The sequence below is a fragment of the Corynebacterium suranareeae genome, from assembly GCF_002355155.1.
In the GTDB taxonomy this organism is placed as follows: Bacteria; Actinomycetota; Actinomycetes; order Mycobacteriales; family Mycobacteriaceae; genus Corynebacterium; species Corynebacterium suranareeae.
In genome coordinates this window covers 2,674,823-2,699,577 of the sequence record NZ_AP017369.1, presented here as the reverse complement: position 1 = coordinate 2,699,577, position 24,755 = coordinate 2,674,823, and the positions used below count along the sequence as shown (strand labels likewise).

The following is a 24,755-nucleotide window of genomic DNA, read 5'->3' as shown; positions in this document are numbered from 1 at the left end:
ACAAGTCCCTAAGAGTGGCCAAGGGTTAACCCTGGTCACCTCCACCCACTGGCATGACCGAGCCAGTGATGTAGGACGCTTCCTCAGATGCGAGGAAACAGATCGGAGCGGCCTGCTCTTCCAAAGTGCCGTAGCGCTTCATCAAGCTGGAATCAATGGTTTGATCAACAATTTGCTGATACCACTTTTCTTCCTGCTCGCTCTCAGGTCCAGGACCACGCTTGACAGCACGTTCTGGTGCAAGCGTGCCACCTGGGGCCGTTGCCACAACGCGCACATTATGCGGAGCAGCTTCCTTAGCCAGTGCCGAGACAATGCCGTTGACACCGCCCTTAGCAGCAGCGTAAGGAACACGGTTGATGCCACCAGTTGCAATGGAAGAAACATTCACGATCGTTCCGCCGCCGTTTTGAATCAAAATGGGCAGTGCCGACCGGCACATCCACAAGGTAGGGAAGAGACTGCGGTTGATTTCCTTACGGATTTCTTCCTCCGAGTACTCCTGATAAGGCTTAGCCCAGATGGTGCCACCAACGTTGTTGATGACCACATCGAGATTCTTTAGTTTCGAAGATGCAAACTCCAAAGCGCTGGTTGCGCCTTCGAAAGTTTCCAAGTCAGCCTCAAAGGAATCAACGGTTCCAGCTCCAGCCTCACGAAGTTCCTCAGCCACCTCATGCACTAAAGGAGAGCGATCAACCAACAGTAGGTTGCCGTCTTCATAGGCGATGCGGTGTGCAACGGCCATTCCGATACCTTGGGCGGCACCGGTCACCACAACGCCTTGCCCAAAGAAACGTTCAGGGGTGACATGGGTAGGGCGACCTGCAACGCCTTGTCCTACTGGCGCGCTCATTTCTCGCAAGCCTTTGCCATGGTGTCAATGCCGTGACCCGCGTGCTCACGAATGATAGTGCGCGCGGTATCTAGATCCTTCTGGGAGACGGCGTCGACAAGCGCTAAGTGCTCAGTGGCAATTGCCGGATCAATCCATTCGGCGCCCGGGAGGGTATCCTTCATCTCTTTGACAACCTCGAGGTTCTGGTATGCCGCAAGCAGCGCATCGTTGTTTGCGCGGCGGAACAGGAACTCGTGGAAATCAGCGTTGGCCTCAGTGAACTTCACTGCGTCGAGAAGCTTGTCGCCATCGATGAAGGAGTTCGCAGTGTTGGCCAGGTTGCGGAAACGCTCGATATCGCGATCGCCGAGCTTGTTGATAGCCAACTCTAATGCACCAAGTTCAAGCGCCATGCGGGCGTTGAGCTGAGTTGCAGAAGAGTGGATCTCACCAGAGGACATGCCAGGAGTAGAGACCTCAACCATGGTGAAGTCTTCTGCAACCTCACCGGATTCAACAGTGACTTCAGGTTTTTCAGCTGCTGGAGCTGCCGCAGAGGTGAACTTCTCGTAGTAGAAGTCAAGCGGTGGGCTGTCCAAGGTGCCAAGGAACTGGCGCACAGCTTCAACCATTGGAGGAGGTCCACAGAGGTAGACGTCCGTGTCCTCATCTGGTTCGTACTCGCCGGTCAGGTGAGCTGGAACGAAGCCTTTGCGTGGGTGCTCGGTGTCCTTATCTGACAGCACGGTGATGTAATCGAAGTCGAACTTGTCCTTGAATGCATCAAGGCGATCCAATTCCACCAAATCGTGGGTGAAGTTCGCGCCATAAACCAGACGGATTGGTACATCCAGGAGCTCATCGCGGGATAGCTTCTCCAAGATCGCCAGGATTGGTGCAAGTCCGGTACCGCCAGCCAGAAGAAGAATCGGGCGGACAGGTTCACGCAGGAAGAAGGAACCCATGGGGCCGGTCAGGGTGAGCTTGTCGCCAACCTTTGCCTGCTCGGTGAGGTAGGTGGTCATGAGGCCACCTGGGGTTACCTTGATCAGGAACTGCACGTTATCGGAATCTTGCGCAGATGAGAAGGAGTAGGAGCGGGTTTGATCGCTTCCTGGGACCTGGATGTTCATGTACTGGCCAGGTAGGAACGCTAGATCCTTACGGTTTTCCAGCTCGATCTCAATGCCGATGGTGGAATCGGAGTAGTGGTTGATCTCCTTCAACTCGCCATCGAATGTGGCTGCGCCGGTTTTTGCCAGCACGGAGGTGGTAGCGATCTGCAAGATGAGGTCCGTCTTAGGGGTCATCTGGCACGGCAGGCAGTAGCCGTCGGCTGCTTCATCTTCGGACAAAGCATCATCGATGTATTCGCCCTCGTCGAAGTCACCTGATTCGCAGAACGCTTTGCAGGTTCCGCAGGCGCCATCGCGGCAGTCGAAAGGAATGTTGATGCGTGCCTGGTAGGCGGCATCAGCAACGGTTTGATCTTCTTCGCAATCAATGAATCGGGTAATGCCGTCTTCAAAGGCTAGTGCAACTTGGTGGGTCATGGTGCCTCCTAGACGTGGTAGATATCAACAACGTGGTGAATGTAGTCGTTGTGTAAAACGACCTTCTTCTTCACGATCTTTGGGGCTTCGCCGCTTACATCAAGAGTGAGGAAAGTGGTGCCGAAATAGGTATCGGTGGTGTTGTAGCGGTAGTAGAAGGTGATCCAGTTGTAACGGATGTCTACTTCACCGTCACGACGCTCCAGGATTTCCACGTTGTTGGTGTTGTGGCCGGTGCGTGGCTCAGGCAGTGAGGTTGCAGAGGAACGCTCGGTGCGGATACGGAACACGCGGTCTTCTAGTCCACCACGGTTTGGGTAGTAGATGAGCGAGATTTCAGACTGTGGGTCTTCGGTGAGCTCACCGTTGTCATCCCAAGCTGGCATCCAGAATTCGGCGTCTTCGCGGTAGCATTCGATCCACTCTTCGAATTTGCGGTCGTCGAGCAGGCGCGCCTCATAGTAAAGGAAGTCTTCGATCTCAGCGCGAGTGATAGTAGAAAGTGCAGTGGTCATGAGGGGTTCTCCTTAAAAAGATTTTTGCTTGTCGACGTCTCTAGCCGCGGGTGCGACGACGGCGGCGTGGCTCTCCGGCGTCGGACTTCGCAGCGGCCTTTGCCTCTTCGCGCTTCTTTGCAGCAGCGACGGTAGCCAGCGAAGAAGCCTGGTTATCAGCCAATTCCTTGTCCTTGATGGACTGCTTGTTCACAGCTTCTTGCAATGCTTCGTGCCAGTAGCTGTGCTGAATTGGGTACAAGCCCTCATCTTCGGTGCGAGCACCGGAGGAAAGCACTTCATTCATGCCCAGTCCCTTGGCAACCTCGTTTGGTCCCTCAACCTGGTGGCCCAATCCACGGGTCATGTCGTTCCATGGGAATGAAGTTGCCTGGTAGGTCTTCTGGCAGGAGCGGAACTCTTCCAAGTCATCTGGGGTCGCCATGCCGGTTGCGTTGAAGAAGTCCTCGTACTGGCGAATGCGGTTTGCACGTGCCTCAGCAGATTCACCCTTAGGTGCGATGCAGTAGATGGTGACTTCGGTTTGATCAACAGAGATTGGGCGGAAGTGGCGGATCTGGGAGGAGAACTGATCCATCAGGTACACGTTGGGGTAGAGGCACAGGTTGCGTGATGCACCAACCATGAACTCGCCCTTTTCCTCGCCGAACTTCTGCTTGAGCTCATCGCGGCGATCGAACAGTGGGCGGTCTTCTGGGTTGCCCCACCACATCCACAAAAGCATGTGGCCGTATGGGTAGGAGAAGTATCCACCACCCTGCTTGCCCCAGGTACCTGCATCCATTGCCTTGGTTTCGTTGGCGGATTCACCGGTGCCACGGCGGGAAGTGGTGGCAGCGTAGTTCCAGTGAGTGGAGGACACGTGGTAGCCGTCTGCACCGTTTTCGGTCTGCAGTTTCCAGTTGCCGTCGTAGGTGTAGGTGGAAGATCCACGCAGAACCTCAAGTCCATCTGGGGACTGGTCTACCAGCATGTCGATGACGGTGCGGGTGTCACCAAGGTGCTCTTCTAGAGGTACAACATCATCATTGAGGGATCCGAAGAGGAAGCCACGGTAGGACTCGAACTTAGGAACTCGACGCAGGTCGTGGGAGCCGTCGGTGCGGAAGTTTTCTGGATATGCGCCGTCTTTTTCATCCTTGACTTTAAGAAGTGCGCCGTCGTTGCTGAAGGTCCAGCCGTGGAATGGGCAGGTCAAGGTGGTGCGGTTATCGGTCTTGCGGCGGCACAGCATGGCGCCACGGTGAGAACACGCATTGATCAGGCAGTTAAGTGTGCCGTCCTTGGAACGAGTGATCATGATGGGCTGGCGACCTATGTAGGTGGTGAAGTAGTCGCCAGGGTTAGGGATCTGAGACTCGTGTGCCAGGTAGATCCAGTTGCCTTCGAAGATGTGGCGCATCTCGAGCTCGAAGATCTCGGGATCGGTGAAGATGTTGCGGTTGACGCGCACGATGCCCTCGTCCGGACGGTCCTCAAGTGCATGGTCCAGAGTCTTCTGAACGCTTTCCAAATTTGAGACTGGTGTGGACATGTGAACCTCCAAGAGAGTGATAAGAAGTTGGTTTTGCCACCGTGATGTCGTTTTTATTTTTGCTTTGAAGCGGATTGTGACATTTGCGGGTTTATTCGCGGTGTCGATGGCGTATCACCAACAATGCACTAACAATGAAGTGAATCACATTAGGGGAATTCCTAGGGTTTGCTCGGGGGTTTCTGTTCGCATCATGTAATTGATGTGGCTATCAAGTGCTTTGAAGTGGGATTATGGGGAAAAACTTATGGATTTTAAGGATCCTTTATCGTTTTTAAAGAATTTAGGAGGTTGACGGATCAAATGATTCAAGCCACAGTGTTGTTATCGAGTTCAGCGGATCACAGCTGAAAACAAGCGCAGTGATAACCGAGCTCGCACCCCCACATCACCCCCAAAGTCTCAAGGAGCATGAAATGACTTCAGCTGAACAGGCCGTTGATCCAACCGCCCACGATTCGGGCAATAAGGCAACCGACAAGTTCAAGGCAAACCGCGTTTCCTCTGACACTTCAAAGGAGCGTGCAAATGCAATCTACGTAGATCTGCTTGCTGCTATCGCTCAGGTTGCACACAAGCACGAGGTCACCTACGAAGAGTACGCAGTGCTCAAGCAGTGGATGATCGACGTTGGAGAATACGGCGAGTGGCCACTGTGGCTGGATGTCTTCGTTGAGCACGAGATCGAAGAGATCAACTACAACCGCCATGACTACACCGGCACCAAGGGTTCCATCGAAGGCCCTTACTACGTAGAGAACTCTCCTAAGCTTCCTTGGGATGCTGAGATGCCAATGCGTGACAAGGACCGCGCATGCACCCCACTGTTCTTCGAAGGCCAGGTTACTGACCTTGATGGCAACGGTCTTGGTGGAGCAGAAGTTGAGCTCTGGCACGCAGACGAGGATGGCTACTACTCCCAGTTCGCGCCTGGAATCCCAGAGTGGAACCTGCGTGGCACCATCGTTACCGATGAGGAGGGCCGCTACAAGATCAAGACCCTGCAGCCTGCGCCTTACCAGATCCCTCACGACGGCCCAACCGGTTGGTTCATCGAGTCCTACGGTGGACACCCATGGCGTCCAGCTCACCTCCACCTGCGCGTTTCCCACCCGGGCTACCGCACCATTACCACCCAGCTTTACTTCGAGGGTGGCAAGTGGGTCGAGAACGACGTTGCAACCGCTGTGAAGCCAGAACTGATTCTGCACCCAGAGACCGCCGAGGACGGTAACCACGTTACCTACCCATTCGTCCTGGATAAGGAAGACTAGGTCTAATCTAGTCAGAATGAGTCCCGACCACTTTTGTGGCGGGACTTTTCCCACTTATTTAGAAAGCTCAATACATGTCTGATCTGATAATTCAAAAAGTTGAGACCCGCATCCTTGATGTCCCTCTCATTCGCCCACATGGATTTGCCACTACAACTTCCACTGAACAGCACATCTTGCTGGTCAGCGTGCACCTAGAAAACGGTGTCATCGGCTACGGTGAAGGTGTCGTACCCGGCGGCCCATGGTGGGGTGGCGAGTCGGTGGAAACCATGAAGGCGCTTATCGACGGCTACCTCGCCCCAGTGCTCATCGGACGTGCTGTCTCTGAGCTGGCAGGAATTATGACAGACCTTGAGCGGGTAGTTGCGCGGGCACGTTATGCCAAGGCGGCTGTTGACGTCGCAATGCATGATGCCTGGGCCCGCAGCCTTAATGTGCCTGTCCGCGACCTGCTTGGCGGCACCGTGCGTGACAAGGTGGATGTCACCTGGGCGCTTGGCGTGTTGCCACTAGATGTGGCTGTGGCGGAAATCGAAGAGCGCATTGAGGAGTTCGGAAACCGCTCGTTCAAGCTGAAGATGGGCGCCGGTGATCCAGCCGAAGATACCCGCCGCGTAGCTGAACTGGCCCGTGAAGTTGGCGACCGAGTATCCATCCGCATTGACATCAATGCCCGCTGGGATCGTCGTACGGCATTGCAGTACTTGCCACGCTTGGCTGAGGCTGGCGTGGAGCTTTTCGAGCAGCCTACGCCCGCCGATGACCTGGAGACCCTGCGTGAAATTACTCGACGCACCAACGTTTCCGTGATGGCGGATGAATCCGTGTGGACCCCTGCAGAAGCTTTGGCTGTAGTGAAAGCCCAAGCTGCGGATGTAATCGCGCTGAAGACCACCAAGCATGGAGGATTGCTGGAATCCAAGAAGATTGCAGCTATCGCTGAGGCCGGTGGACTTGCCTGTCACGGAGCAACCAGCCTCGAGGGGCCAATTGGTACTGCGGCATCTCTCCAATTTGCAGCAGCAACCAAGGCTATTTCCTATGGCACTGAGCTTTTTGGGCCACAGCTGCTTAAAGACACCTATATTGTCCAAGACTTCGAATACAAGGATGGGCAACTTACTGTGCCGCAGGGTCCAGGTTTAGGTGTTGATGTAGACATGGACAAGGTCAATTTCTATACCCGTAAATAAGGAGAAAAACTGATGCTTTTTCTAGCACGCATGGATGTTGAGTTTCCTGATTCCATGGATGCCGATGTCATGGCTGATTTTCAGGCCAAGGAAAAGGCCTACTCCGGGGATTTACAATCCCGCGGCATTATGAAGGCAATCTGGCGGGTGGTCGGCGAGTACGCAAACTACTCCATCTTTGATGTTGATGATCATGATGAGTTGCACACAATTTTGAGTGGCTTCCCGATGTTCAAATACATGAATGTGAAGATCACTCCGTTGGCAAAACATCCTAATGCTTTGGAGTATTACCTCAAAGGTTAATTAGCTAAGAAACCGCGTTACCTGCAGTTTGGGTAAGGCGGTTTTTCTTTCCGGTAACGATTAGAACAAATTTTCGTTAGAACACTTGTTTGTGTAGCATGTTTGAAATAAGGTGTTAGGTAATGAGCTAAGTCAGGGGAGTTTACAACACTAGGGGGCTTTTAAAATGACCTACTTTAGCCATCAGGACCCAAATAGCCCAGAGAGTCGGATCAACTATGAGATGGCTCAAATGGAAATCCAGCGATGGAGTTTGCTCATTGCAAACCCTGAGGCTGATGCCAGTACATTGATCATGGAGCTTAAAACCATTACCGGGGAGTCCAAGCACTTTATTGGGCAAGCAATTAATGCCATCTGGGCATTGGAAAAGTTGCCAATTCTACGGGTGGTGGTAGAGACGCATTTTCATGTGCGTGTTCCATATTTGGCCAGAATTATGCAAGCGGTAAAGCAAGCAAAGCCAGAACTGTGGGATGAGCTTGATCGTCGTATCGCGGAAAAGCTCACTCCGCGCGTGCCGGGGCAGGCCCTCATGGAGGCTTCTGCATTGGCTGGATTGATTACTCGCTGGATCAAGGAGTTGGATACTACCTTCACTGGTAAGAAGCGTGGGCCAAAGGGAAATGATGGCACTTTAACGTTTCGCCATGTAGATGGGCGTACCTATATCAGCGGAAATATTGGCGGAATTACTGGAAAGCTGTTTCATAAGGCCTTGGAAAAGGTTAAGCAAAAGGGGGAAGACCTCGCTCAGGCGTTGGTGAGGTTTATTGAGGGGCGCACCCAGGTCAAGGTGGTTAGTGCGGTGTACACGCCATTGGTTGGAGGGGTCTCGTGGATTCCGGGGGTGGGTTTTCTTACTCAGGAGGAATCGTGCAAGGTTGGTAAAACTACCTCCAAGGTAATTGACTTAGATGCCGTTGCTACCCGGGTGGAAAATGGATATACCCCTAGCCCCGAATTGCGCCTGTATGTCATGGGCCGGGATGGGACTTGCCGGCATCCGGGTTGCACGGTGTCTGCTGATAATTGTCAGATTGACCATGTGATTCCCTTTGGCGAGGAGGGTGGGGTGACTGCGGCGTGGAACCTGCAGTGTCTGTGCGCGCATCACCACAACATGAAAACTGATAAGCGAGTCCGTGCTGCCATAGATTCGATGGGTAGGGTTGCTTGGATTGGACCGTGTAACCGCACTGTGGTCACGGAGCCGGTGGGGCCCTTGGCGCAAGAAATGCCAACCGGACAATGGGGTCAAACCTTGGCGGCGCGAATGGAAAAATCATTTGAGAAGTTCCGCAGCTCACTGGAAGTGTTGGACGATTAGCGGGGGTAGGGGTCGGAAACTGGGCGTGAATTAGCTTTCCGCAGTTCACCCAAAGTATTGGGCGGGTGATCCCTTATGCACACCCCTAGTTAACCCCTGAGGATCGGGGTTTGCGCTGGCAGTGAATCTAAACGCGCAATATGACATGTTCGCTTTTCGAACTACTTGTCAATGACCTCAATCGCCCCTAGTTTGAGATCTACATCACTAGCCGTTAGAAAGGTCTCGCATGGACATCCCACACTTCGCCCCGACGGGAGGCGAATACTCCCCACTGCACTTCCCGGAGTACCGGACCACCATCAAACGCAACCCCAGCAACGATCTCATCATGGTCCCCAGCCGACTCGGCGAGTCCACGGGACCTGTCTTCGGTGACCGCGATCTGGGTGAAACCGACAACGACATGACCAAGGTCAACGGTGGCGAGGCAATCGGCCAGCGCATCTTCGTCCACGGTCGTGTCCTCGGATTCGATGGCAAGCCAGTTCCACACACTTTGGTTGAAGCTTGGCAGGCTAACGCAGCTGGACGCTACCGCCACAAGAACGACTCGTGGCCAGCACCGCTGGACCCACACTTCAACGGTGTGGCACGTACATTGACCGACAAGGACGGCCACTACCACTTCTGGACTGTCATGCCAGGTAACTACCCTTGGGGTAACCACCACAACGCATGGCGCCCAGCGCATATTCACTTCTCCTTGTATGGACGTCAGTTCACTGAGCGTCTGGTTACGCAGATGTATTTCCCTAACGATCCACTGTTCTTCCAGGATCCGATTTACAATGCGGTGCCCAAGGGTGCACGTGAGCGCATGATCGCAACATTTGATTATGACGAGACTCGTGAAAACTTTGCGCTTGGTTACAAGTTCGACATCGTCCTTCGTGGCCGCAACGCCACCCCATTTGAGTAAAGGGTTTTTCAATGATTGATACAGGGAAAAATGGCGAGTTCCGCTACGAGCAGTCGAATATCGTCGATCAAAATGAAGCAGAGTTCGGCATTACTCCTTCACAGACTGTGGGCCCTTATGTTCACATTGGTCTGACCCTCGAGGGCGCAGAGCACCTTGTGGAGCCAGGTTCTGAAGGAGCTATCTCCTTCACTGTTTCCGCAGTTGATGGCAATGGCGACCCAATTGCAGATGCCATGTTTGAGCTGTGGCAGGCAGATCCAGAAGGAGTGCACAACTCCGATTTGGATCCGAACCGCAAGGAAGCTGCAACCGTTGATGGTTTCCGTGGATTGGGCCGCGCAATGGCCAACGAGCAGGGCGAAGCAACGTTTACTACCTTGGTTCCCGGTGCATTTGATGATGAGGCACCGCACTTCAAGGTTGGTCTTTTCGCACGTGGCATTCTAGAACGTCTGTACACTCGCGCATACCTGCCAGATACCGATCTGAGCACGGACCCAGTTCTGGCTGTGGTTCCTGCTGAGCGTCGTGATCTGCTGGTTGCGAAAAAGACAGATGACGGCTTCCGCTTTGACATCATCGTCCAAGCTGAAGAAAACGAAACCCCATTCTTTGGACTCTAAATAAACCTATGACCCGATCCTTATACTCCGACCTTGCTGGGAGCGGAGAACCCCTCAGCTGCCTCTCCGACGAGACGTTTCTAAACAATCTTCTTGTCGTGGAGGTCGCTTTGGCGGTTGCAGCAGCTCCTGAACACGCGGCAACGGCTAAGGCCACCATTGATTCTTATCAACTGGATGTAGAAGATTTGTCCAGGCGAGCAGCAGAAGGCGGGAATCCGCTTATTCCGCTGGTGAAAGATCTCAAAGCGATCAACCCAGCAGGTATTCACATTGGTGCAACAAGTCAGGACATCATTGATTCTGCGTTGATGTTGTGTATGAAAGAGGGAGTGGAGGGGGTCGTCGACAAGCTTAAAAAGCTCGGCGCTGACCTGGCCGGGCTCACCGACGAGCATAAAGCCACGCCGATCATGGGGCGTACGTTGGGGCAGATCGCTACGCCGACCACGTTTGGCGCGCTGACCGGCGGCTGGTTGGTTGCAGTGGTTAATGCGCAGCGTGCGTTGGAGGCGCTGGAGTTTCCGGTGTCGTACGGCGGGGCCAGCGGAAATATGACCGCTGTGCATCCGCGCGGTTTTGAGATCCAGGCAAAACTCGCTAGCGAACTGGGCCTTTCTGATCCGCAGTGGGTGTGGCATTCTGACCGCACCCCGGTTACGGCGATTGCATCAGCTCTGGCTACGGCTGCTGGTGTCGTGCGCAAAATCGCTGGTGACGTGGTGTTTTATTCGCAAACGGAGGTCGGCGAGCTGCGGGAGAAATCACCCGGTGGCAGCTCCGCGATGCCTCACAAGGCCAACCCAGCGGCGGCCATTGCGTGTGACGGCTACGCGCGCCGGGCACCTGGGCTTCTAGCAACGCTTTTCGACGCCCTCGACTGCCGTTTACAACGCGGCACCGGCAGCTGGCACGCGGAGTGGGCAACGCTGCGCGAGTTGGCAGCAGTGACTCATTCTGCAGTAAGCAGGGCATCTACCAGCATTGATGGCATCACCGTCAATGTTGATGTGATGGCAAGCCGAGTTGAGGGATCAACCGGGCATGCGCAAGATTTGGCAGAACGAGCACTAGAAATCTACGGAAAAGGACTTTAACTAATGGATCGTTATGAAACCGGCATGAAAAACCGTCGCGCAGTTTTGGGCGATGCACACGTGGATCGTGCAGTGGACAACACCACTGAGGTGACCGAGAAGTTCCAGGATTTCATCACTCGCACGGCGTGGGGTGATATTTGGGAGCGTCCCGGTCTGGATCACACGCAGCGTCGTTTGTTGACCATCGCTATTTTGACTGCCGTGGGCAACGACGGCGAGTTGGATATGCACATTCGTGCTGCCCTGCGCGCTGGTGTGGATCAGGAAACCATTGGTGAGGTCATTTTGCACACCGCGGTGTATGCGGGTGTGCCGAACTCAAACCACGGTTTCAAGTTGCTGAACAACGCGGTATCAGACCTTAAGTAATTCCCGGAGCGCTCCACGGGAGGGAACCCCGAGCTTTTTATACACCCGAGTGAGGTGATATTCCACCGTTTTGGCGGATAAGGAAAGCTCGCGGGCGACTTCTTGGTTGGAGTATCCGTCCACGACCAGCGCAGTGATTTGCTCTTCTTGAGGGGTAAGACCCTGCGCTGATCTGCGTGGTCCACCAACTCCGGCGACTTTTCTTTCACCGTGGCATCGTGCAGCGAGGCTGACTGCTCCCATGGCGGTGAATACTTCTTCAGCGTGCGTAAACATTTCTGCGGCTTGGCTGCGCCTGCCCATGCGTCGAAGGACGAGGCCGTATTCGAAAAGGATGCGGGCTTCATAAGCTGGCATGTTGACCGAGGAGATCAGATCGACGGCTTCTGAGAGCATTTTTACTCCGCGCGCAGTGGAGCCTCGTTGGATTTCGATATTTGCCTGCGGCACTAAGTTTCGTGCCCGAAGCGATGGGATGGTGGAGTCGGGGATCCCATCCATCACAGCGGCGGCAGCATCGATGCGTCCGGTGCGGATTAGAGAGATTGCGTACATATCTTCCCATGCCCAAAAACCGGGCTGTTGGGTATTGGTGGTGTACACAACCGAGGCCATGCGATCGCCCGCTAATGAGGCGGCACGCGTGTCAGAGGTCATGGATGCGGTGATGAGTTTGCCCATGGATGCACTGAGTTTTTGGATGAGAAATGCATCATCTGGAACAGTGAGGCGCTGCAAATAGTGGTTGGCTAATTCTGTGCGCCCGGACATGGCTGCTACTTGGGCGCCGGTCCAGAGGTGGACTGGCTCAAGCAGGGAAGCTCCGGTGCGATCGCCGGTGGCAAGGCCCCGTTCTACCACGGCGGAGGCTTGTTGGAATTCACCTAAAACATAGTGTGCGCGTGCAAGGAATGCGGATTGCCACAAGCCCACCAAATCGGAGGGGCCGCGTCTGGACAGCAAACGGCGGGCGGTTAGCGGATCATCATAAACTAAGGCCAACCAGCCGCTGATGAAATCATGGATTTGGGCTTCTGCTGGGGCATCTGGGCGCGGCGTTGCTTCAAAATGGCCGGTGTCTAAGGCATCGGCAAACATGTCAAACGTCGGGTTGCCGCGCATGGTGTCCGGATCCCAGGTGGCTAGACCGTAAAACGGTGAGGTTGACGCCGCCTCAAAAGATTGCCCGCCATACAGCGCCAAAAAGGCGCGCTGCTCTTCGGCCTGGGGTAGTTCCTCCACATGCAGCCGGGCAAGTGGCAGGTTTCCAGCGGCAATAAGCTTATCGACGCCCCCTTCCGTTGTTTCCCACTCCCGCGGGTTTTTAGCCATCGACGGCGGGGTGGATGCTCTGACTAGGGTTCGTTCTTCTGGGCTGCGGAATCTTAAGACACCGTTTTCGTGAATCAACGTCCCGTCTTCGACAAACTTATCGGCATTGAGTTCTCCAACGGGGCAGCCATCAAAGAATGGGTGCGATGCAACTTCCCGAAGCACTGGATCTTTAATGTCGATCGTGGTCATCCAGTGTTCTGGCACGGTTAAGGTAGGGCGGTCGGTGGACCAGTGATCGATGGGGGTGGCGTCGAGAAGCTCTCTGATAAGTTGTGGCAACCCACCTGCAGCGTCGTTGAGGCGGTGGGCGGTGGTTGGCGTGCAGTGGCCGACGATTTGGCGCGCAAGCAGCGCGGTTTCCGCGACCGTCAGTGGTGGCAGCGCCAGCAAATCCGTGGCGCCTGGGATCCGGTGCGGGGCAGAGGCCAACACGATCAGGCCCTTGGTGTGCACCAAATTGAGTGTTTTTTGGATATCGTCGGGATCAGCTAAATGCACATCATCGACCACGACGATGCTTAGCCGCGGACGTTTTTTGAGAAGATGGTTGACCTCAAATTCCCCCAACTCGGCGGCGAACTCCCGGGTGAAATGCTCCTTATTAACCCCGTGAGGTCCGGTGACAACAAGAAACCTGCCCCGGCGATCAGTGGTGAATTCAGCGAGTAAACGCCGAAGCAACAACTGGCGACGGGGCAGGAGACTAGTTGTAAACATGCTTATAACATTAAGCGAAATGTTGCGCTAGCAGTTCATTTACCTCAGATGGGCGCTCGATAGTGGGCACGTGTGCAGCGGGGCTTAGTACTTCTGCGCGCCCGTTTGCAACGCCGTCGGCGATGATCTGCAAGGTTTCTGGAGGCGTGGAAGGGTCATCTGCACCGGCTATGGTGAGCACTGGAACGGTGATCTCTCCAAGACGGTTGGTGAAATCCCAGGTGGCTAGGGCTTCGCAGCACAGCGCATAACCTTCAGAAGGGGTACCTGCAACCATGGCTTCAAAGTGTTCGCGGGATGCAGGGTTGTTCTCCAGCCAGGAAGGGGAGAACCAACGCTGGATCACGGCTTCAGACAGGGATGCGGTGCCGTTTTCACGGCACGCAGCAGCACGGTCCCACCAGCCCTGAGGCTCGCCGAATTTCGCAGCCGTGCACATAAATGCAGCCTTGGTTACGCGATCAGAAGTAGCAGCCAAGTACTGAGCCACCGCACCACCAAGGGACAAACCAATCACGCCAAAAGTGGTGACACCCAGATCATCGAGGGTATCCAGCACGTCTTGAGCGAGATCTGCAACAGTTGGGGTGCCGTGAACAACTTCAGAAAGTCCATGTCCGCGGTGATCAACGGCGATGACACGGAAGTCCTTGTGCAACGCATCAAGCTGTGGCAGCCACATGTCGGTGGTGGATCCCAAAGATCCAATAAACACCAATGTGTTGTTGGATGATCCGTAGGAAACGCTGTGCAAAATTGCCATGTTTAGTTCTCCTTCTCAAATACAGCTGCAAGACCCTGGCCGCCACCGATGCACATGGTTGCCAGGCCGTACTGGGTGTTTTCACGTTGCATGCGGTGAGCCAAGGTTACCGCCATGCGAGCTCCGGTTGCACCAACTGGGTGGCCCATGGAAATACCGGAACCAAGTGGGTTGACGCGCTCGTCTTCCCAAGAGATTCCCCATTCCTTCAGCACAGACAACGCCTGAGCTGCGAAAGCTTCATTCAGCTCGATTGCTCCGATATCGTCCAAGGTTAGTCCCAAACGATCAAGGACCTTCTTGGTTGCTGGAACTGGTCCAATACCCATGGTCTCTGGTGGAACTGCAGCCACAGACCATCCGGCCAGACGCATGACTGGGCGCAGGCCCTTTGCCTCTGCGTTGGCACGAGTTGTCACGATTACTGCGGCAGCGCCATCATTTTGACCAGAAGCGTTGCCGGCGGTCACGGTTGCCTCATCATCTTGGCGGCCCATGATTGGGCGCAGGGAGGCAAGCTTTTCGACGGTCGTTCCTGGTCGACCATGCTCGTCACGGGAGACAATGGTTGGCTCCTGGCCGCGCTTTTTGGCAGGAACGGTAACTGGCACGATCTCGTCGTCGAAAAGCCCTGCATCTGCTGCTTTGCCCCAACGCTGTTGGGAAGCTGCGGAGATTTGATCCTGCTCCTCGCGGGAAATTTGGTATTCGCGGCGCAGGTTCTCAGCGGTTTCGATCATGCCACCAGGGATTGGGTGGTTGCGTCCACCAGCGGTTTCACGTGCTTCTGCGAGACGATCGCGCAGCTGCATATCGCCACCTTTTACACCCCAGCGGATATCGCCAGAGACGGTGTATTCGGTGCGGCTCATGGATTCTGCACCACCGGCGATGATCAGGTCAGCCGCGCCGGAAGCCACATGGGAGGCAGCGGTGACAATGGCCTGCAGGCCGGAACCACAACGGCGGTCAAGCTGCATGCCAGGAACGTTTTGTCCCAGTTTGGAGTCCAATGCAACAACGCGACCTAACGCAGGAGCAGCACCGTTGGGGGAAGCTTGGCCAAGGATGAGGTCGTCTACATCGTCGCCGGTAATGCCGGTGGCATCAACAATCGCGTTGATCACGGTGGTGGCAAGATCTTGGACGGGAATTCCGGTGAATGATCCACCATAAGCACCAACTGGGGTGCGCAGTGGGGAACAGATGACGATGTCTTGAGGATTCATGATTTTCCTTAAAATGCTAGAGAGACAAAAGGTCAGTAGAAATAGCTTGTGCAGTTTCAAGCAGCTGCGGCAACATCTGCTTGCGAATATCCTCCACTGAATGTGACGCCGATTGGGTTGAAACATTGATGGCCGCAACCACAACACCTGAAGCATCTGTGATGGGAGCCGCCAGCGATCGTAATCCTGGCTCGAGCTCCTGATCCACCAATGCCCACCCCCTTTCGCGGGTAGCTACGATCTCTTCTCGGATCGAAGCGATGGAGGTTAGTGACCGGGTGGTTAGCTGTTCCGGGGGTGCCGTGGCGAGGATCTCATCCAATTCATCCTCGGGCAGGCTAGCCAAGATGACGCGCCCCATTGAAGTTGCGTATGCCGGGAAGCGGGTGCCGATGGTGATATTCACCGTCATAATTCGACGCACTGGAACACGGCATACGTAGATGATGTCGGTGCCATCCAGTACTGACATGGAACTGGATTCTCCCACCTGGCGGGAGAGTACTTCCAGGCGAGGCTGTGCTATCGCAGGCAGGGATAATGCAGATAGATAGCTTGATCCCAGTTCTAAGACACGTGGTGTGAGCTGGAATTTGGAATCAATATTTACCGCGTACCCAAGGTCTGTCAGGGTGTGGAGGAAGCGCCTAGCGGTGGCCCGTGACAGTCCAGTTTGGCTGGCTACTTCTGACAAAGTTTGGGACGGATTGTCTGCGCTAAAACTTCGGATCACAGATAGGCCGCGGGCAAATGATTGGACAAAATCTGGTGATTGTTCGACCATCCCATCAACTCCTCTTTTTGTTCGCATTACGAACCCTTGTGCTTATTATGAACATTACGTTAGCATGTCTCACATGATTAACAAGACCATTTCTTCCACTGCTGAAGCGGTGGCCGATATCCCAGACGGTGCTTCCATCGCCGTCGGTGGCTTCGGCCTCGTGGGCATTCCCACTGCATTGATCCTTGCCCTGCGCGAACAAGGCGCAGGCGATTTGACCATCATTTCCAACAACCTAGGCACCGACGGCTTTGGCCTTGGACTCCTGCTGTTGGACAAAAAAATCTCCAAGTCCATTGGCTCTTACCTTGGATCCAACAAGGAATATGCACGTCAGTACCTAGAAGGCGAACTCACCGTTGAGTTCACCCCACAGGGCACATTGGCAGAACGCCTCCGTGCAGGTGGCGCTGGCATTCCAGCATTTTTCACCACCGCAGGTGTAGGCACGCAGGTCGCAGAAGGTGGCTTGCCGCAGCGCTACAACACCGACGGCACCGTTGCGGTTGTTTCCAAGCCTAAGGAAACCCGCGAGTTCAACGGCCAGCTATATGTCATGGAAGAGGGCATCCGCGCTGACTTCGCCCTGGTTCACGCACACAAGGCAGACCGCTTTGGCAACTTGGTGTTCCGCAAGACCGCGCAGAACTTCAACCCAGATGCAGCCATGAGTGGCAAGATCACCATCGCCCAGGTCGAGCACCTGGTTGATGAGCTCCACCCAGATGAAATTGATCTGCCAGGAATTTACGTAAACCGTGTCGTCCATGTTGGACCACAAGAAACCGGTATCGAAAACAGGACGGTGTCTAAATAATGACTTGGGATCATAACCAAATGGCAGCCCGCGTTGCCCAAGAACTAGAAGACGGCCAGTACGTCAACCTTGGCATCGGCATGCCCACCTTAATCCCCGGCTACCTGCCAGAGGGACTAGAGGTAATTTTGCACTCTGAAAACGGAGTGCTCGGCGTTGGCCCTTACCCAACTGAAGAGCAGCTCGACCCAGAGCTGATCAATGCGGGCAAGGAAACCATCACGGTTGCACCAGGTGCTTCCTACTTCTCCTCCTCGGATTCCTTCGCCATGATTCGTTCCCGCGCCGTTGACGTTGCTGTCTTGGGTGTAATGGAAGTCTCCCAATACGGCGACCTGGCCAACTGGATGATTCCGGGCAAGCTAGTTAAGGGCATGGGTGGCGCAATGGACCTGGTTCACGGCGCATCCAAGATCATCGCCATGACCGATCACGTCACCAAAAAGGGCGAGCCGAAGATCCTCGAAGCTTGCCGCCTGCCACTAACTGGCGCGAAGTGCGTGGACATGATTGTCACCACCCACGCAGTGTTCTCTGTGGATCCCAACGAAGGACTCACCCTGATCGAGTGCGCCGATGGCGTCACCGTGGAAGAACTGCGCGAAATCACCGAAGCTGATTTCAAAGTTGCTTAATTAAGCGCTGCGCAATCAAGGCATGCGATGCCTCGTCCGGATGCAAATTATCCGGCAACGGCGCATCGCCTACCTGGTAGAGACTCGCACCATCAATGTAGGAAAGGTGCGGGTCTTTTTGCTTTTCGACGAACCCCTCCAACACCTCACGCACCATCTCCAGGGTTAAACGCCCTAGATCATCGGGTTCACCTGTGGCCAAAAACTTGATCTGCCCGCTACCAAAAGAAGCGGTATCAAACGCGCCGGGACCTGGAGTTTTTTCATGAATCGGGCAATAAAACGGCGAGATAATTTTAATTGGGGTTTCGGTATGTCCATCTCTGATGGTGCTGATAAATCCATCAATAGCTGACTCTAAACCTCGCCGCCGCATCACATCCCCGTTGACAATATTGATACCGATTTCGGCGGTGATGAGATCAGCGGGAGTATCCCTGATCATCCTGGCCATAAATGAATCAAGCATGGCGCTTCCACCGAAGCCTAAATTGAGCAGACTCATATTTTTCTCTTGTGCAGCCAACGCTGGCCAAATCTTCGACGGGGATGTGGCATTAGATCCCTGGCTAATCGAGCTGCCGTAATTAACCCACATCGGCCGATCATCTTTTACAGGATGAAGTTCGGCATTGGCCTCTAGTGAAAGAATCTCAATTTCTTCATTGTGAGGCAGCCAGAACTCGACTAATTTCTCGGCTTCGGAGAGTCCATCCACCGTAAGTATTTGTGGGCCTTCGGTGCGCCGCTGTGTGGCGCCGGTGAGGAAATCTACTTCCGTGGTATCGCCCCCGGACGTTGGCGTGGAAAGTGCGGGGGCGGCGTCGATAAGCACATCAATCTTGCCACCCGGCCTGCCTGAATCCAGATAGACCACGCGCGTGGAGAAGGTAGTCAGTGAAATTGATGTAGCCGTGGTGCGGCAAACAATCCGCACGCCTGACGGCTGGCGCTGCATCGCGCTAAACTGGGTATCACAAAAACGGTCAACCAGATCCTTGCGGAGCCGCAGCGGTCGAAGGCCTAAGGCAGTGGTTTCGATTTCTACAGCGCCGTGAATAAACTCGGGATTCATTGGCTTAAGCGTACCGCTCAAGCACGGATCACAGGTAAAACGCTAAGATGGAACAACCCATTGCCAATATTGTTGGTTAGAGTTGTACGCAGTAAATCTTTTCAATCGTGGAAGCGGGTCTCACAGTCTAATGGCACGTATGCAGGAAAGCGCCGATCTGCTCAAATGTTCCTTCTGCGGAAAGAGCCAAAAGCAGGTAAAAAAACTCATCGCAGGTGGTGCCGTATACATTTGTGATGAATGCATCGAGCTGTGCAACGAGATTATTGAAGAAGAGCTCGGGCAGGTTCAACCTGATGAACAGGAGCGCAATGAGCTCCCCAAGCCATCGGAGATTTCTGCCTTCCTTGATACGTATGTCATTGGGCAGGATCCGGCGAAACGTATCCTGTCTGTTGCGGTGTACAACCACTACAAGCGTCTTCGTGCGTCGGAAACTGTTGGGCGCCGCCGCAACGATGAGCCAGAAACTGAGTTAGTGAAGTCCAATATTTTGATGCTTGGACCAACAGGTTCAGGCAAGACTTTCCTGGCACAGACTTTGGCAAAACTACTCGATGTTCCGTTTGCTATCGCCGATGCCACCTCACTGACAGAGGCTGGCTATGTGGGTGAAGATGTAGAAAATATTCTGCTGAAGCTCCTGCAAGCTGCTGATTTCGATGTGGAGCGTGCCCAACGCGGCATCATTTACATCGATGAGGTGGATAAGATTTCCAGGAAATCTGAAAATCCCTCCATCACCCGTGACGTATCCGGTGAAGGCGTGCAGCAGGCGTTGCTGAAAATTTTGGAAGGCACCGTTGCTGCGATCCCACCACAGGGCGGCCGCAAGCACCCCAACCAAGATTTCATTCAATTAGACACCACGAATATTTTGTTCATTGTCGCCGGAGCTTTTGCTGGTCTGGAAAAAGTCATCGCAGACCGCAACGGTAAGAAGGGCTTAGGTTTTGGTGTTGAGGTAGCTTCCAAGAAGGAAGAAGCCGACATCGTGGATATCTTTAAAGATGTCCGGCCGGAAGACCTCGTGAAATTTGGGCTCATCCCAGAATTCATCGGCCGTCTGCCCGTGGTGGCTACCGTATCCAACCTGGATCAAAAATCCCTCGTCAAGGTGCTCACCGAACCACGCAACTCGTTAGTGAAGCAGTACCAGCGCCTGTTTGAAATGGATGGGGCTGTACTGACATTTACTGATGACGCGTTGGAGGAAATCGCTAACCAAGCCCTTGAACGCAAGACAGGAGCGCGTGGTCTGCGCGCCATCATGGAAGAAATCCTCGTGCCGATCATGTATGACCTGCCTGATAGGGAAGATGTCGCTGAGGTGATTATTTCCGGGGCAGTGGCTCGGGGTGAAGCCGAACCAGAGATGCTGGAATCCGTAGCAGAAGAAAAGACCGCTTAATTGGCGGGAGTGATCACCGGCTTTGCCATTATCCTGTCGGTCATCGGAGTTGGATTTCTCCTGGCAAAGCTGGGGGTTATCACCGATGACAAACAGCGCTTAGTGTTAAACCGCATTGCATTTTATGCGGCAACCCCAGCGTTGTTGTTTAATGTTGTCGCGCAATCAGATCCGAGCGAATTGATCTCGCCGGTTATCGTGGTGACCTTTGTGGCCACTCTGGTTACTGCAGCTGTGTATTGCGTGATTTCGGCGGTTTTCTTCAAAAAAGATATTGCTACTACGGCAACCGGGGCAGCGGCATCAGCCTATGTGAATTCCAACAATATTGGCCTGCCGGTATCAATTTATGTGCTGGGCACCGGCGCATACGTGGCCCCGATTTTGGTTATGCAAATGGTGATCTTCGCACCACTTATCTTGGCGGCTTTAACATCAGGTGATGTTGCAGGTAGTCGGGGACAAAAAATTTGGGCCGCAGTGAAAGGTTCACTGCTTAGCCCAATTGTGTTGGCATCTATCGCCGGGTTGGTGGTGTGCCTTTTGGAAATTCAGCTGCCTGCAGCAGTCATGGAACCCACTATCATTTTGGGTGGTGCATCCATTCCGCTCATTTTGATGAGCTTCGGTGCATCATTGCCATCAACCAACGTGCTGTCTTCCAAACCTGATCGCCCTAGCGTTTTGACTGCAACCGCGATGAAAATCGTCGGCATGCCAGCCATTACATTTTTAATCGCTAAGGCCTTTGGTTTGGACGGTGATTATCTCTACGCCGCTGTTATTTTGGCTGCTTTGCCCGCCGCACAAAACGTGTACAACTACGCGGCGACGTACCGCAAAGGCGAGATACTCGCCCGCGATACCGTCTTTTTAACCACCTTCCTAGCGCTCGTCGGCATGCTAGGAATCGCGGCCTTATTTGGTCGCTAAAGCTTCAGGCTGCTTTTCGACGACCGTTGCCGCCTGAGTGCGCATACCAATCAACGAGGTTGCACCGGCCACAACGATCACCGCAACTCCGACATACAGCTGAGTTGGTGACCAACCCGAATCCAACAAGCTACCCACCAGAAGCGGAGCTGAGATAGCACCGACACGACCCATACCGATCGCCGCACCCACACCAGTGGTACGAACCTCCGCGGAGTAGAGCTGTGGGGAAATAGTGTACAGACCAGCCACGCAACCATTGATGAGCATTCCCACGACCACACCGCTGGCAAACGCGATGGATGGAACAGACGTGGAGGTGATGAACATGATCAAGGTGGCACCCGCAAGCACCATGAACACCATCAATGTGTTGCGAGCACTGAACTTGGTGGTGAGGAAGCCATAGAGCAAGGAACCAAAGGCACCACCCATCGACAGCATCAAACCACCGATGATGCCTTGCTGCTCAGACATGCCCATTTCAACCAACAGCTTCGGAGTCCAGGTGTTGGCAAAGTAGAAGCCGAACATCACGATGCCAAACGCAGCCCACAACTTGATCGTGGTGGCGCGGTTATCTTTGTTCATCAGGGCAACATAAGATTGAACACCGGCTTTTTTCGTCGACAAGCTTTGCTCGCCTGGAAACTCAAACGTGCCAACCTTGCCCAAGCGGCGTGCGATGTTGTTGACTTTTTCGCGAGCGCCCGCAGGGCGGCGAGTGCTTAACCAATCCACGGATTCAGGCATGAAGAAGAAAGTGACAATCATGGCTACACCAGTTGCAATAGCACCCGCTGCAAAAACGGAACGCCACCCAAACGTTGGGATCAGCTGCGCTGCACCGAATCCGCCCACCGAGGCTCCAACGCCGTAACCTGCAGCGTAAATGGACATTGCCATGCCGCGGTTTTTGTTGTTGGAGAATTCACTGATCACCACGGTGATGCAGGCAAGGATACCGCCGATGCCAAGGCCCGTGATCAAACGCCACACACCAAGCTGGCCTGCTGACTGAGCAGTAGAGGACAAAAATAGTCCCACCACGTTGAAGAGCAAAGCAATCATCAGCGCGTTTTTACGACCGAAGCGGTCACCGATTGGTCCAAAAATCAAAGATCCGGCAGTCATACCGAAAAGGGCAGAGCTGAGAAGCACACCAAGTTGGCTGCCACTAAGGCCGAATTCTTCAGTGACGGCGTTGGCGGTAAAGGACATAGCGAGGACATCAAAACCATCCAGTGCATTAAGCAGCACCGCGATAAACACAATGAACCACTGATAAGTCGACATCGAAGTGTCGTTGATTGTTTGGCGGATATCCATGCCAGGCTCCTTTAGGAGAGAGCGACCGTAATGGTCGAGGTCGGGGAAGAAGTGGGGGAGGAAACTACTCGGGATACGCAGGCACAGGCCTTGGCATCGGATTCTTTTTGACGATCTGAGAAAAACACATCACGGTGATCAACTTTCCCATCAACGTCTAGGATGCGGACTTGGCACAAACCACATTCGCCTTTTCGGCAATCAAACATCATAGCGGCCCCGGCTTTTTGCAAGGCCTCCAGCATGCTTTCATCCTTATTCACGGTGGCGTGCAGACCAAGTTCTGGGACGTTTACCTGGAAAGATTCTGAAAGATACCAACCGCTGTTTCCGAAAGTTTCAAAACGTAGATTGGTGGGATCAAGTCCTCGTTGATTCCACGCGCGTCGGATAGCGTCCATCAACCGGATGGGACCACACATATAAAGCTCAGTATGTGGGTTTAAAGAGTTAATCAACGCAGGGACATCAATGGTGGTGCCCTCAGAATCTAGGTGAAGGTGCAGGTTTTCGCCATGCTCTGCCACAAGCTCATCTTTATACGCCATGGCATCAAGGCTGCGTGCTGCGAAATGGATACGGTAGTTTGCTCCCAATTTTTTCAAAAGTGATGCCATGCCGCGGATTGCTGTTATTCCAATACCACCGGCGACAAGTACATATTCAGGTGCGCCCACGCGGAGAGGAAAATCCTGAGACGGCCTGGAGACTGTAACTTCATCTCCTGGTCGAAGCGTATGCATAAACTCAGAACCACCACGGGAGTTTCTGGTTTTAAGTACGCTCAGGGCTAGAGTCGACCCATCGTGATGAGCATCAACGATGGAATACGATCTCTTTTCCTGTTTTGTTTTTAGGGGCACCATGATCTTGAGATGTTCGCCGGGTTTCACCGGAACCGCAAATTTCGGGGATAGTTCTATTCGTCGAATGTTCTCAGCAATGATTTCACTCGATGTGATGACGGCTTTTTGCCACTCGGATTTCATGATCTACACCTCCCGTGCTGATCGAGGGAACGTAGTGGGGATGTCCAGGCGGCCTTCCTTGGCCAGGGCTTCTTCCAAAATTCTGCGCACCCACATGCCACCGGCATCGATATTTAAGTTGTAGAACTCATAGTCCGTGTTGGCGTCAATGGCATCTTGTTGAGCCGTTAACATTTCCTCATCTTCTTTGAACACTCCCGATACGCCATCACGAAGTTGGGTGGTTATCGTTTGGCTTTCTAAGCGGTAGTTGCGCATAAACGCCCAGAAGTAATGGGAGGAACGATCAGAATCGGGGGTGATGGTATTCATGACATACCCATTGACTCCCTGGCTGCGATCTCCTTCTGGTGCTCCAGTTCCAGCTTTTGCCACCCCAACATCAATGCAAATAGTTGAAGGGTAGTAGTAGTGGATGATCTGCCAGCGATCCACTTTGCCCTCAAATCCAGGGAATTTATCATTCATGTTCTTTTGCCAAAATGGTGGTGCATCAATGTTGTGCATCCATCGTGTGACAGTGACGGAATCTTCAGTGTGGGTGACTATGAACTCTGATTCGCTGAGTTCGTCTTGGCCGATGCTGGAGGAATGCACGAACTCTTCATGGGTTAGATCCATGAGGTTGTCCAGAACGAGTTGGTAATTGCACTCTGCGGAAATGGTGCGTCCATCGCCAGCCCACTCAGGGTGACTCATCTGGTGCATGTCTGGCACCTTGGTGGGGTCTGCCAACGTGGGATCACCGAGCCATACCCAGACAAATCGGTGTGCTTCAACCACTGGGTAGGAATTGACTGCTGCTGAAGGGTTGAGGGTTTCTTGTGCTGGCATCTTCATGCATCGGCCAGCGGAGTTGTACTCCAGCCCGTGGTAAGGGCACTGAATTCCATCATTTCCAACGAGCTTTCCCTTGGATAGTGGGGCGAGACGGTGCCAGCAGGCATCAGCTAAAGCAACAGCGCGGCCATCTTTGGTGCGGTACATAGCTAGTGGTTTATTGGCGATTGTCCTGGCTATGGGCTTTTTGGTGGTGAGTTCATGGTCCCATGCTGCAACGTACCAAGCATTGAGTGGATGCGGAAGGATTTTGGCGGTGGTGGTGACTGTGCGCTCTGACAGTGTCATGATCGGCTCCTAAAGAACTATATAATCAAATACCTAAACTCTTAGTT

24 protein-coding genes are annotated in these 24,755 nt (G+C 53.8%); 12 read left to right on the top strand and 12 right to left on the bottom strand.

What is annotated here, in order from left to right; all coding sequences use genetic code 11:
* Nucleotides 1–25: 25 nt before the first annotated feature.
* The 4 genes from N24_RS12490 to benA are packed head-to-tail and all read right to left on the bottom strand — an operon-like array spanning nt 26 to nt 4,440.
* Nucleotides 26–856, bottom strand: a complete 831-nt coding sequence (locus tag N24_RS12490) for a 1,6-dihydroxycyclohexa-2,4-diene-1-carboxylate dehydrogenase (protein WP_096457669.1) — start codon at nt 854–856, stop codon at nt 26–28.
* Entirely contained in the window at nt 853–2,391 is a 1,539-nt protein-coding gene (benC, locus tag N24_RS12485; protein WP_096457667.1) for a benzoate 1,2-dioxygenase electron transfer component BenC, read from the bottom strand. Before benC ends, N24_RS12490 begins: the two co-directional genes overlap by 4 nt.
* An 8-nt stretch (nt 2,392–2,399) precedes the next feature.
* Nucleotides 2,400–2,906 (bottom strand): benzoate 1,2-dioxygenase small subunit, encoded by a 507-nt coding sequence (gene benB / locus N24_RS12480; protein ID WP_096457664.1) that lies wholly within the window; start codon nt 2,904–2,906, stop codon nt 2,400–2,402.
* A 40-nt stretch (nt 2,907–2,946) separates the two neighbouring features.
* On the bottom strand, nt 2,947–4,440 hold the full coding sequence (gene benA, locus N24_RS12475) for a benzoate 1,2-dioxygenase large subunit (RefSeq protein ID WP_096457661.1): 1,494 nt from the start codon (nt 4,438–4,440) through the stop codon (nt 2,947–2,949).
* 416 nt (nt 4,441–4,856) lie between these two features.
* Between benA and catA the strand changes: the two genes are divergently transcribed.
* The 8 genes from catA to pcaC all read left to right on the top strand — a co-directional run bounded on the left by catA (nt 4,857) and on the right by pcaC (nt 11,563).
* The gene (gene catA, locus N24_RS12470) at nt 4,857–5,714 is read left to right on the top strand and encodes a catechol 1,2-dioxygenase (protein ID WP_096457658.1); all 858 of its coding nucleotides are present in this window, start codon (nt 4,857–4,859) and stop codon (nt 5,712–5,714) included.
* A 74-nt stretch (nt 5,715–5,788) separates the two neighbouring features.
* Nucleotides 5,789–6,910 (top strand): muconate/chloromuconate family cycloisomerase, encoded by a 1,122-nt coding sequence (locus tag N24_RS12465; protein ID WP_096457655.1) that lies wholly within the window; start codon nt 5,789–5,791, stop codon nt 6,908–6,910.
* 12 nt (nt 6,911–6,922) lie between these two features.
* Nucleotides 6,923–7,216 (top strand): muconolactone Delta-isomerase, encoded by a 294-nt coding sequence (catC, locus tag N24_RS12460; protein ID WP_096457652.1) that lies wholly within the window; start codon nt 6,923–6,925, stop codon nt 7,214–7,216.
* Nucleotides 7,217–7,382: 166 nt separating this feature from the next.
* Complete coding sequence (locus N24_RS12455; RefSeq protein WP_096457649.1) at nt 7,383–8,546, top strand: HNH endonuclease signature motif containing protein; 1,164 nt, start codon at nt 7,383–7,385, stop codon at nt 8,544–8,546.
* A 229-nt stretch (nt 8,547–8,775) separates the two neighbouring features.
* A complete protein-coding gene (gene pcaH / locus N24_RS12450; protein WP_096457646.1) occupies nt 8,776–9,468 on the top strand; it encodes a protocatechuate 3,4-dioxygenase subunit beta in 693 nt (230 codons plus the stop codon).
* Between the two features lie 11 nt (nt 9,469–9,479).
* Nucleotides 9,480–10,094: a protocatechuate 3,4-dioxygenase subunit alpha gene (pcaG, locus tag N24_RS12445; RefSeq protein ID WP_096457643.1), complete on the top strand. Its 615-nt coding sequence runs from the start codon at nt 9,480–9,482 to the stop codon at nt 10,092–10,094.
* 8 nt (nt 10,095–10,102) lie between these two features.
* A complete protein-coding gene (gene pcaB / locus N24_RS12440; RefSeq protein ID WP_096457640.1) occupies nt 10,103–11,191 on the top strand; it encodes a 3-carboxy-cis,cis-muconate cycloisomerase in 1,089 nt (362 codons plus the stop codon).
* A gap of 3 nt (nt 11,192–11,194) precedes the next feature.
* Nucleotides 11,195–11,563, top strand: coding sequence for a 4-carboxymuconolactone decarboxylase (gene pcaC, locus N24_RS12435; RefSeq protein ID WP_096457638.1), 369 nt, complete (start codon nt 11,195–11,197; stop codon nt 11,561–11,563).
* Here the strand turns inward: pcaC and N24_RS12430 are convergent.
* Genes N24_RS12430 through N24_RS12415 form a run of 4 tightly spaced genes read right to left on the bottom strand, consistent with a single transcriptional unit; the run spans nt 11,549 to nt 16,391 of the window.
* Nucleotides 11,549–13,615 (bottom strand): helix-turn-helix transcriptional regulator, encoded by a 2,067-nt coding sequence (locus N24_RS12430; protein ID WP_096457635.1) that lies wholly within the window; start codon nt 13,613–13,615, stop codon nt 11,549–11,551. The genes pcaC and N24_RS12430 overlap by 15 nt on opposite strands.
* 10 nt (nt 13,616–13,625) lie before the next feature.
* On the bottom strand, nt 13,626–14,378 hold the full coding sequence (pcaD, locus tag N24_RS12425; RefSeq protein ID WP_096457632.1) for a 3-oxoadipate enol-lactonase: 753 nt from the start codon (nt 14,376–14,378) through the stop codon (nt 13,626–13,628).
* A gap of 2 nt (nt 14,379–14,380) precedes the next feature.
* On the bottom strand, nt 14,381–15,607 hold the full coding sequence (locus N24_RS12420; protein ID WP_096457629.1) for an acetyl-CoA C-acetyltransferase: 1,227 nt from the start codon (nt 15,605–15,607) through the stop codon (nt 14,381–14,383).
* Nucleotides 15,608–15,623: 16 nt separating this feature from the next.
* Nucleotides 15,624–16,391 carry an IclR family transcriptional regulator domain-containing protein gene (locus tag N24_RS12415; RefSeq protein WP_096457626.1) on the bottom strand — a complete coding sequence of 256 codons (768 nt, stop codon included), beginning with the start codon at nt 16,389–16,391 and terminating at the stop codon, nt 15,624–15,626.
* 73 nt (nt 16,392–16,464) lie between these two features.
* On the opposite strand from N24_RS12415, the gene N24_RS12410 reads away from it, so the two are divergent.
* Together N24_RS12410 and N24_RS12405 are read left to right on the top strand one after the other, a co-directional pair.
* On the top strand, nt 16,465–17,208 hold the full coding sequence (locus N24_RS12410) for a CoA transferase subunit A (RefSeq protein WP_167382111.1): 744 nt from the start codon (nt 16,465–16,467) through the stop codon (nt 17,206–17,208).
* Nucleotides 17,208–17,843 (top strand): CoA transferase subunit B, encoded by a 636-nt coding sequence (locus N24_RS12405; protein WP_096457620.1) that lies wholly within the window; start codon nt 17,208–17,210, stop codon nt 17,841–17,843. Before N24_RS12410 ends, N24_RS12405 begins: the two co-directional genes overlap by 1 nt.
* Here N24_RS12405 and N24_RS12400 read toward each other — a convergent pair.
* Nucleotides 17,830–18,918, bottom strand: coding sequence for an SGNH/GDSL hydrolase family protein (locus tag N24_RS12400; RefSeq protein ID WP_096457617.1), 1,089 nt, complete (start codon nt 18,916–18,918; stop codon nt 17,830–17,832). The two genes, N24_RS12405 and N24_RS12400, sit on opposite strands and share 14 nt — an antisense overlap.
* Nucleotides 18,919–19,048: 130 nt before the next feature.
* Between N24_RS12400 and clpX the strand changes: the two genes are divergently transcribed.
* Nucleotides 19,049–20,329, top strand: coding sequence for an ATP-dependent Clp protease ATP-binding subunit ClpX (gene clpX, locus N24_RS12395; protein WP_096457614.1), 1,281 nt, complete (start codon nt 19,049–19,051; stop codon nt 20,327–20,329).
* Nucleotides 20,330–21,262, top strand: coding sequence for an AEC family transporter (locus N24_RS12390; protein ID WP_096457611.1), 933 nt, complete (start codon nt 20,330–20,332; stop codon nt 21,260–21,262). It begins immediately after the preceding gene.
* Here N24_RS12390 and N24_RS12385 read toward each other — a convergent pair.
* The 3 genes from N24_RS12385 to N24_RS12375 are packed head-to-tail and all read right to left on the bottom strand — an operon-like array spanning nt 21,248 to nt 24,708.
* A complete protein-coding gene (locus N24_RS12385) occupies nt 21,248–22,591 on the bottom strand; it encodes an MFS transporter (RefSeq protein ID WP_096457608.1) in 1,344 nt (447 codons plus the stop codon). The two genes, N24_RS12390 and N24_RS12385, sit on opposite strands and share 15 nt — an antisense overlap.
* Before the next feature lie 11 nt (nt 22,592–22,602).
* Nucleotides 22,603–23,580, bottom strand: coding sequence for a PDR/VanB family oxidoreductase (locus N24_RS12380; RefSeq protein WP_096457605.1), 978 nt, complete (start codon nt 23,578–23,580; stop codon nt 22,603–22,605).
* Nucleotides 23,581–23,583: 3 nt separating this feature from the next.
* Nucleotides 23,584–24,708, bottom strand: coding sequence for an aromatic ring-hydroxylating dioxygenase subunit alpha (locus N24_RS12375; RefSeq protein ID WP_096457602.1), 1,125 nt, complete (start codon nt 24,706–24,708; stop codon nt 23,584–23,586).
* Nucleotides 24,709–24,755: the final 47 nt, after the last annotated feature.

Excerpts from the sequence above, each read along its gene's own strand:
- N24_RS12455 (WP_096457649.1), top strand. The coding sequence starts at position 7,383 with ATGACCTACTTTAGCCATCAGGACCCAAATAGCCCAGAGAGTCGGATC.
- N24_RS12420 (WP_096457629.1), bottom strand. The coding sequence starts at position 15,607 with ATGAATCCTCAAGACATCGTCATCTGTTCCCCACTGCGCACCCCAGTT.
- N24_RS12405 (WP_096457620.1), top strand. The coding sequence starts at position 17,208 with ATGACTTGGGATCATAACCAAATGGCAGCCCGCGTTGCCCAAGAACTA.
- pcaH (WP_096457646.1), top strand. The coding sequence starts at position 8,776 with ATGGACATCCCACACTTCGCCCCGACGGGAGGCGAATACTCCCCACTG.
- N24_RS12375 (WP_096457602.1), bottom strand. The coding sequence starts at position 24,708 with ATGACACTGTCAGAGCGCACAGTCACCACCACCGCCAAAATCCTTCCG.
- N24_RS12415 (WP_096457626.1), bottom strand. The coding sequence starts at position 16,391 with ATGGTCGAACAATCACCAGATTTTGTCCAATCATTTGCCCGCGGCCTA.
- benC (WP_096457667.1), bottom strand. The coding sequence starts at position 2,391 with ATGACCCACCAAGTTGCACTAGCCTTTGAAGACGGCATTACCCGATTC.
- N24_RS12380 (WP_096457605.1), bottom strand. The coding sequence starts at position 23,580 with ATGAAATCCGAGTGGCAAAAAGCCGTCATCACATCGAGTGAAATCATT.
- N24_RS12430 (WP_096457635.1), bottom strand. The coding sequence starts at position 13,615 with ATGTTTACAACTAGTCTCCTGCCCCGTCGCCAGTTGTTGCTTCGGCGT.
- pcaG (WP_096457643.1), top strand. The coding sequence starts at position 9,480 with ATGATTGATACAGGGAAAAATGGCGAGTTCCGCTACGAGCAGTCGAAT.
- pcaB (WP_096457640.1), top strand. The coding sequence starts at position 10,103 with ATGACCCGATCCTTATACTCCGACCTTGCTGGGAGCGGAGAACCCCTC.
- pcaD (WP_096457632.1), bottom strand. The coding sequence starts at position 14,378 with ATGGCAATTTTGCACAGCGTTTCCTACGGATCATCCAACAACACATTG.
- pcaC (WP_096457638.1), top strand. The coding sequence starts at position 11,195 with ATGGATCGTTATGAAACCGGCATGAAAAACCGTCGCGCAGTTTTGGGC.
- N24_RS12465 (WP_096457655.1), top strand. The coding sequence starts at position 5,789 with ATGTCTGATCTGATAATTCAAAAAGTTGAGACCCGCATCCTTGATGTC.
- benB (WP_096457664.1), bottom strand. The coding sequence starts at position 2,906 with ATGACCACTGCACTTTCTACTATCACTCGCGCTGAGATCGAAGACTTC.
- clpX (WP_096457614.1), top strand. The coding sequence starts at position 19,049 with ATGGCACGTATGCAGGAAAGCGCCGATCTGCTCAAATGTTCCTTCTGC.
- benA (WP_096457661.1), bottom strand. The coding sequence starts at position 4,440 with ATGTCCACACCAGTCTCAAATTTGGAAAGCGTTCAGAAGACTCTGGAC.
- N24_RS12400 (WP_096457617.1), bottom strand. The coding sequence starts at position 18,918 with ATGAATCCCGAGTTTATTCACGGCGCTGTAGAAATCGAAACCACTGCC.
- N24_RS12490 (WP_096457669.1), bottom strand. The coding sequence starts at position 856 with ATGAGCGCGCCAGTAGGACAAGGCGTTGCAGGTCGCCCTACCCATGTC.
- catA (WP_096457658.1), top strand. The coding sequence starts at position 4,857 with ATGACTTCAGCTGAACAGGCCGTTGATCCAACCGCCCACGATTCGGGC.
- N24_RS12410 (WP_167382111.1), top strand. The coding sequence starts at position 16,465 with ATGATTAACAAGACCATTTCTTCCACTGCTGAAGCGGTGGCCGATATC.
- N24_RS12385 (WP_096457608.1), bottom strand. The coding sequence starts at position 22,591 with ATGGATATCCGCCAAACAATCAACGACACTTCGATGTCGACTTATCAG.
- catC (WP_096457652.1), top strand. The coding sequence starts at position 6,923 with ATGCTTTTTCTAGCACGCATGGATGTTGAGTTTCCTGATTCCATGGAT.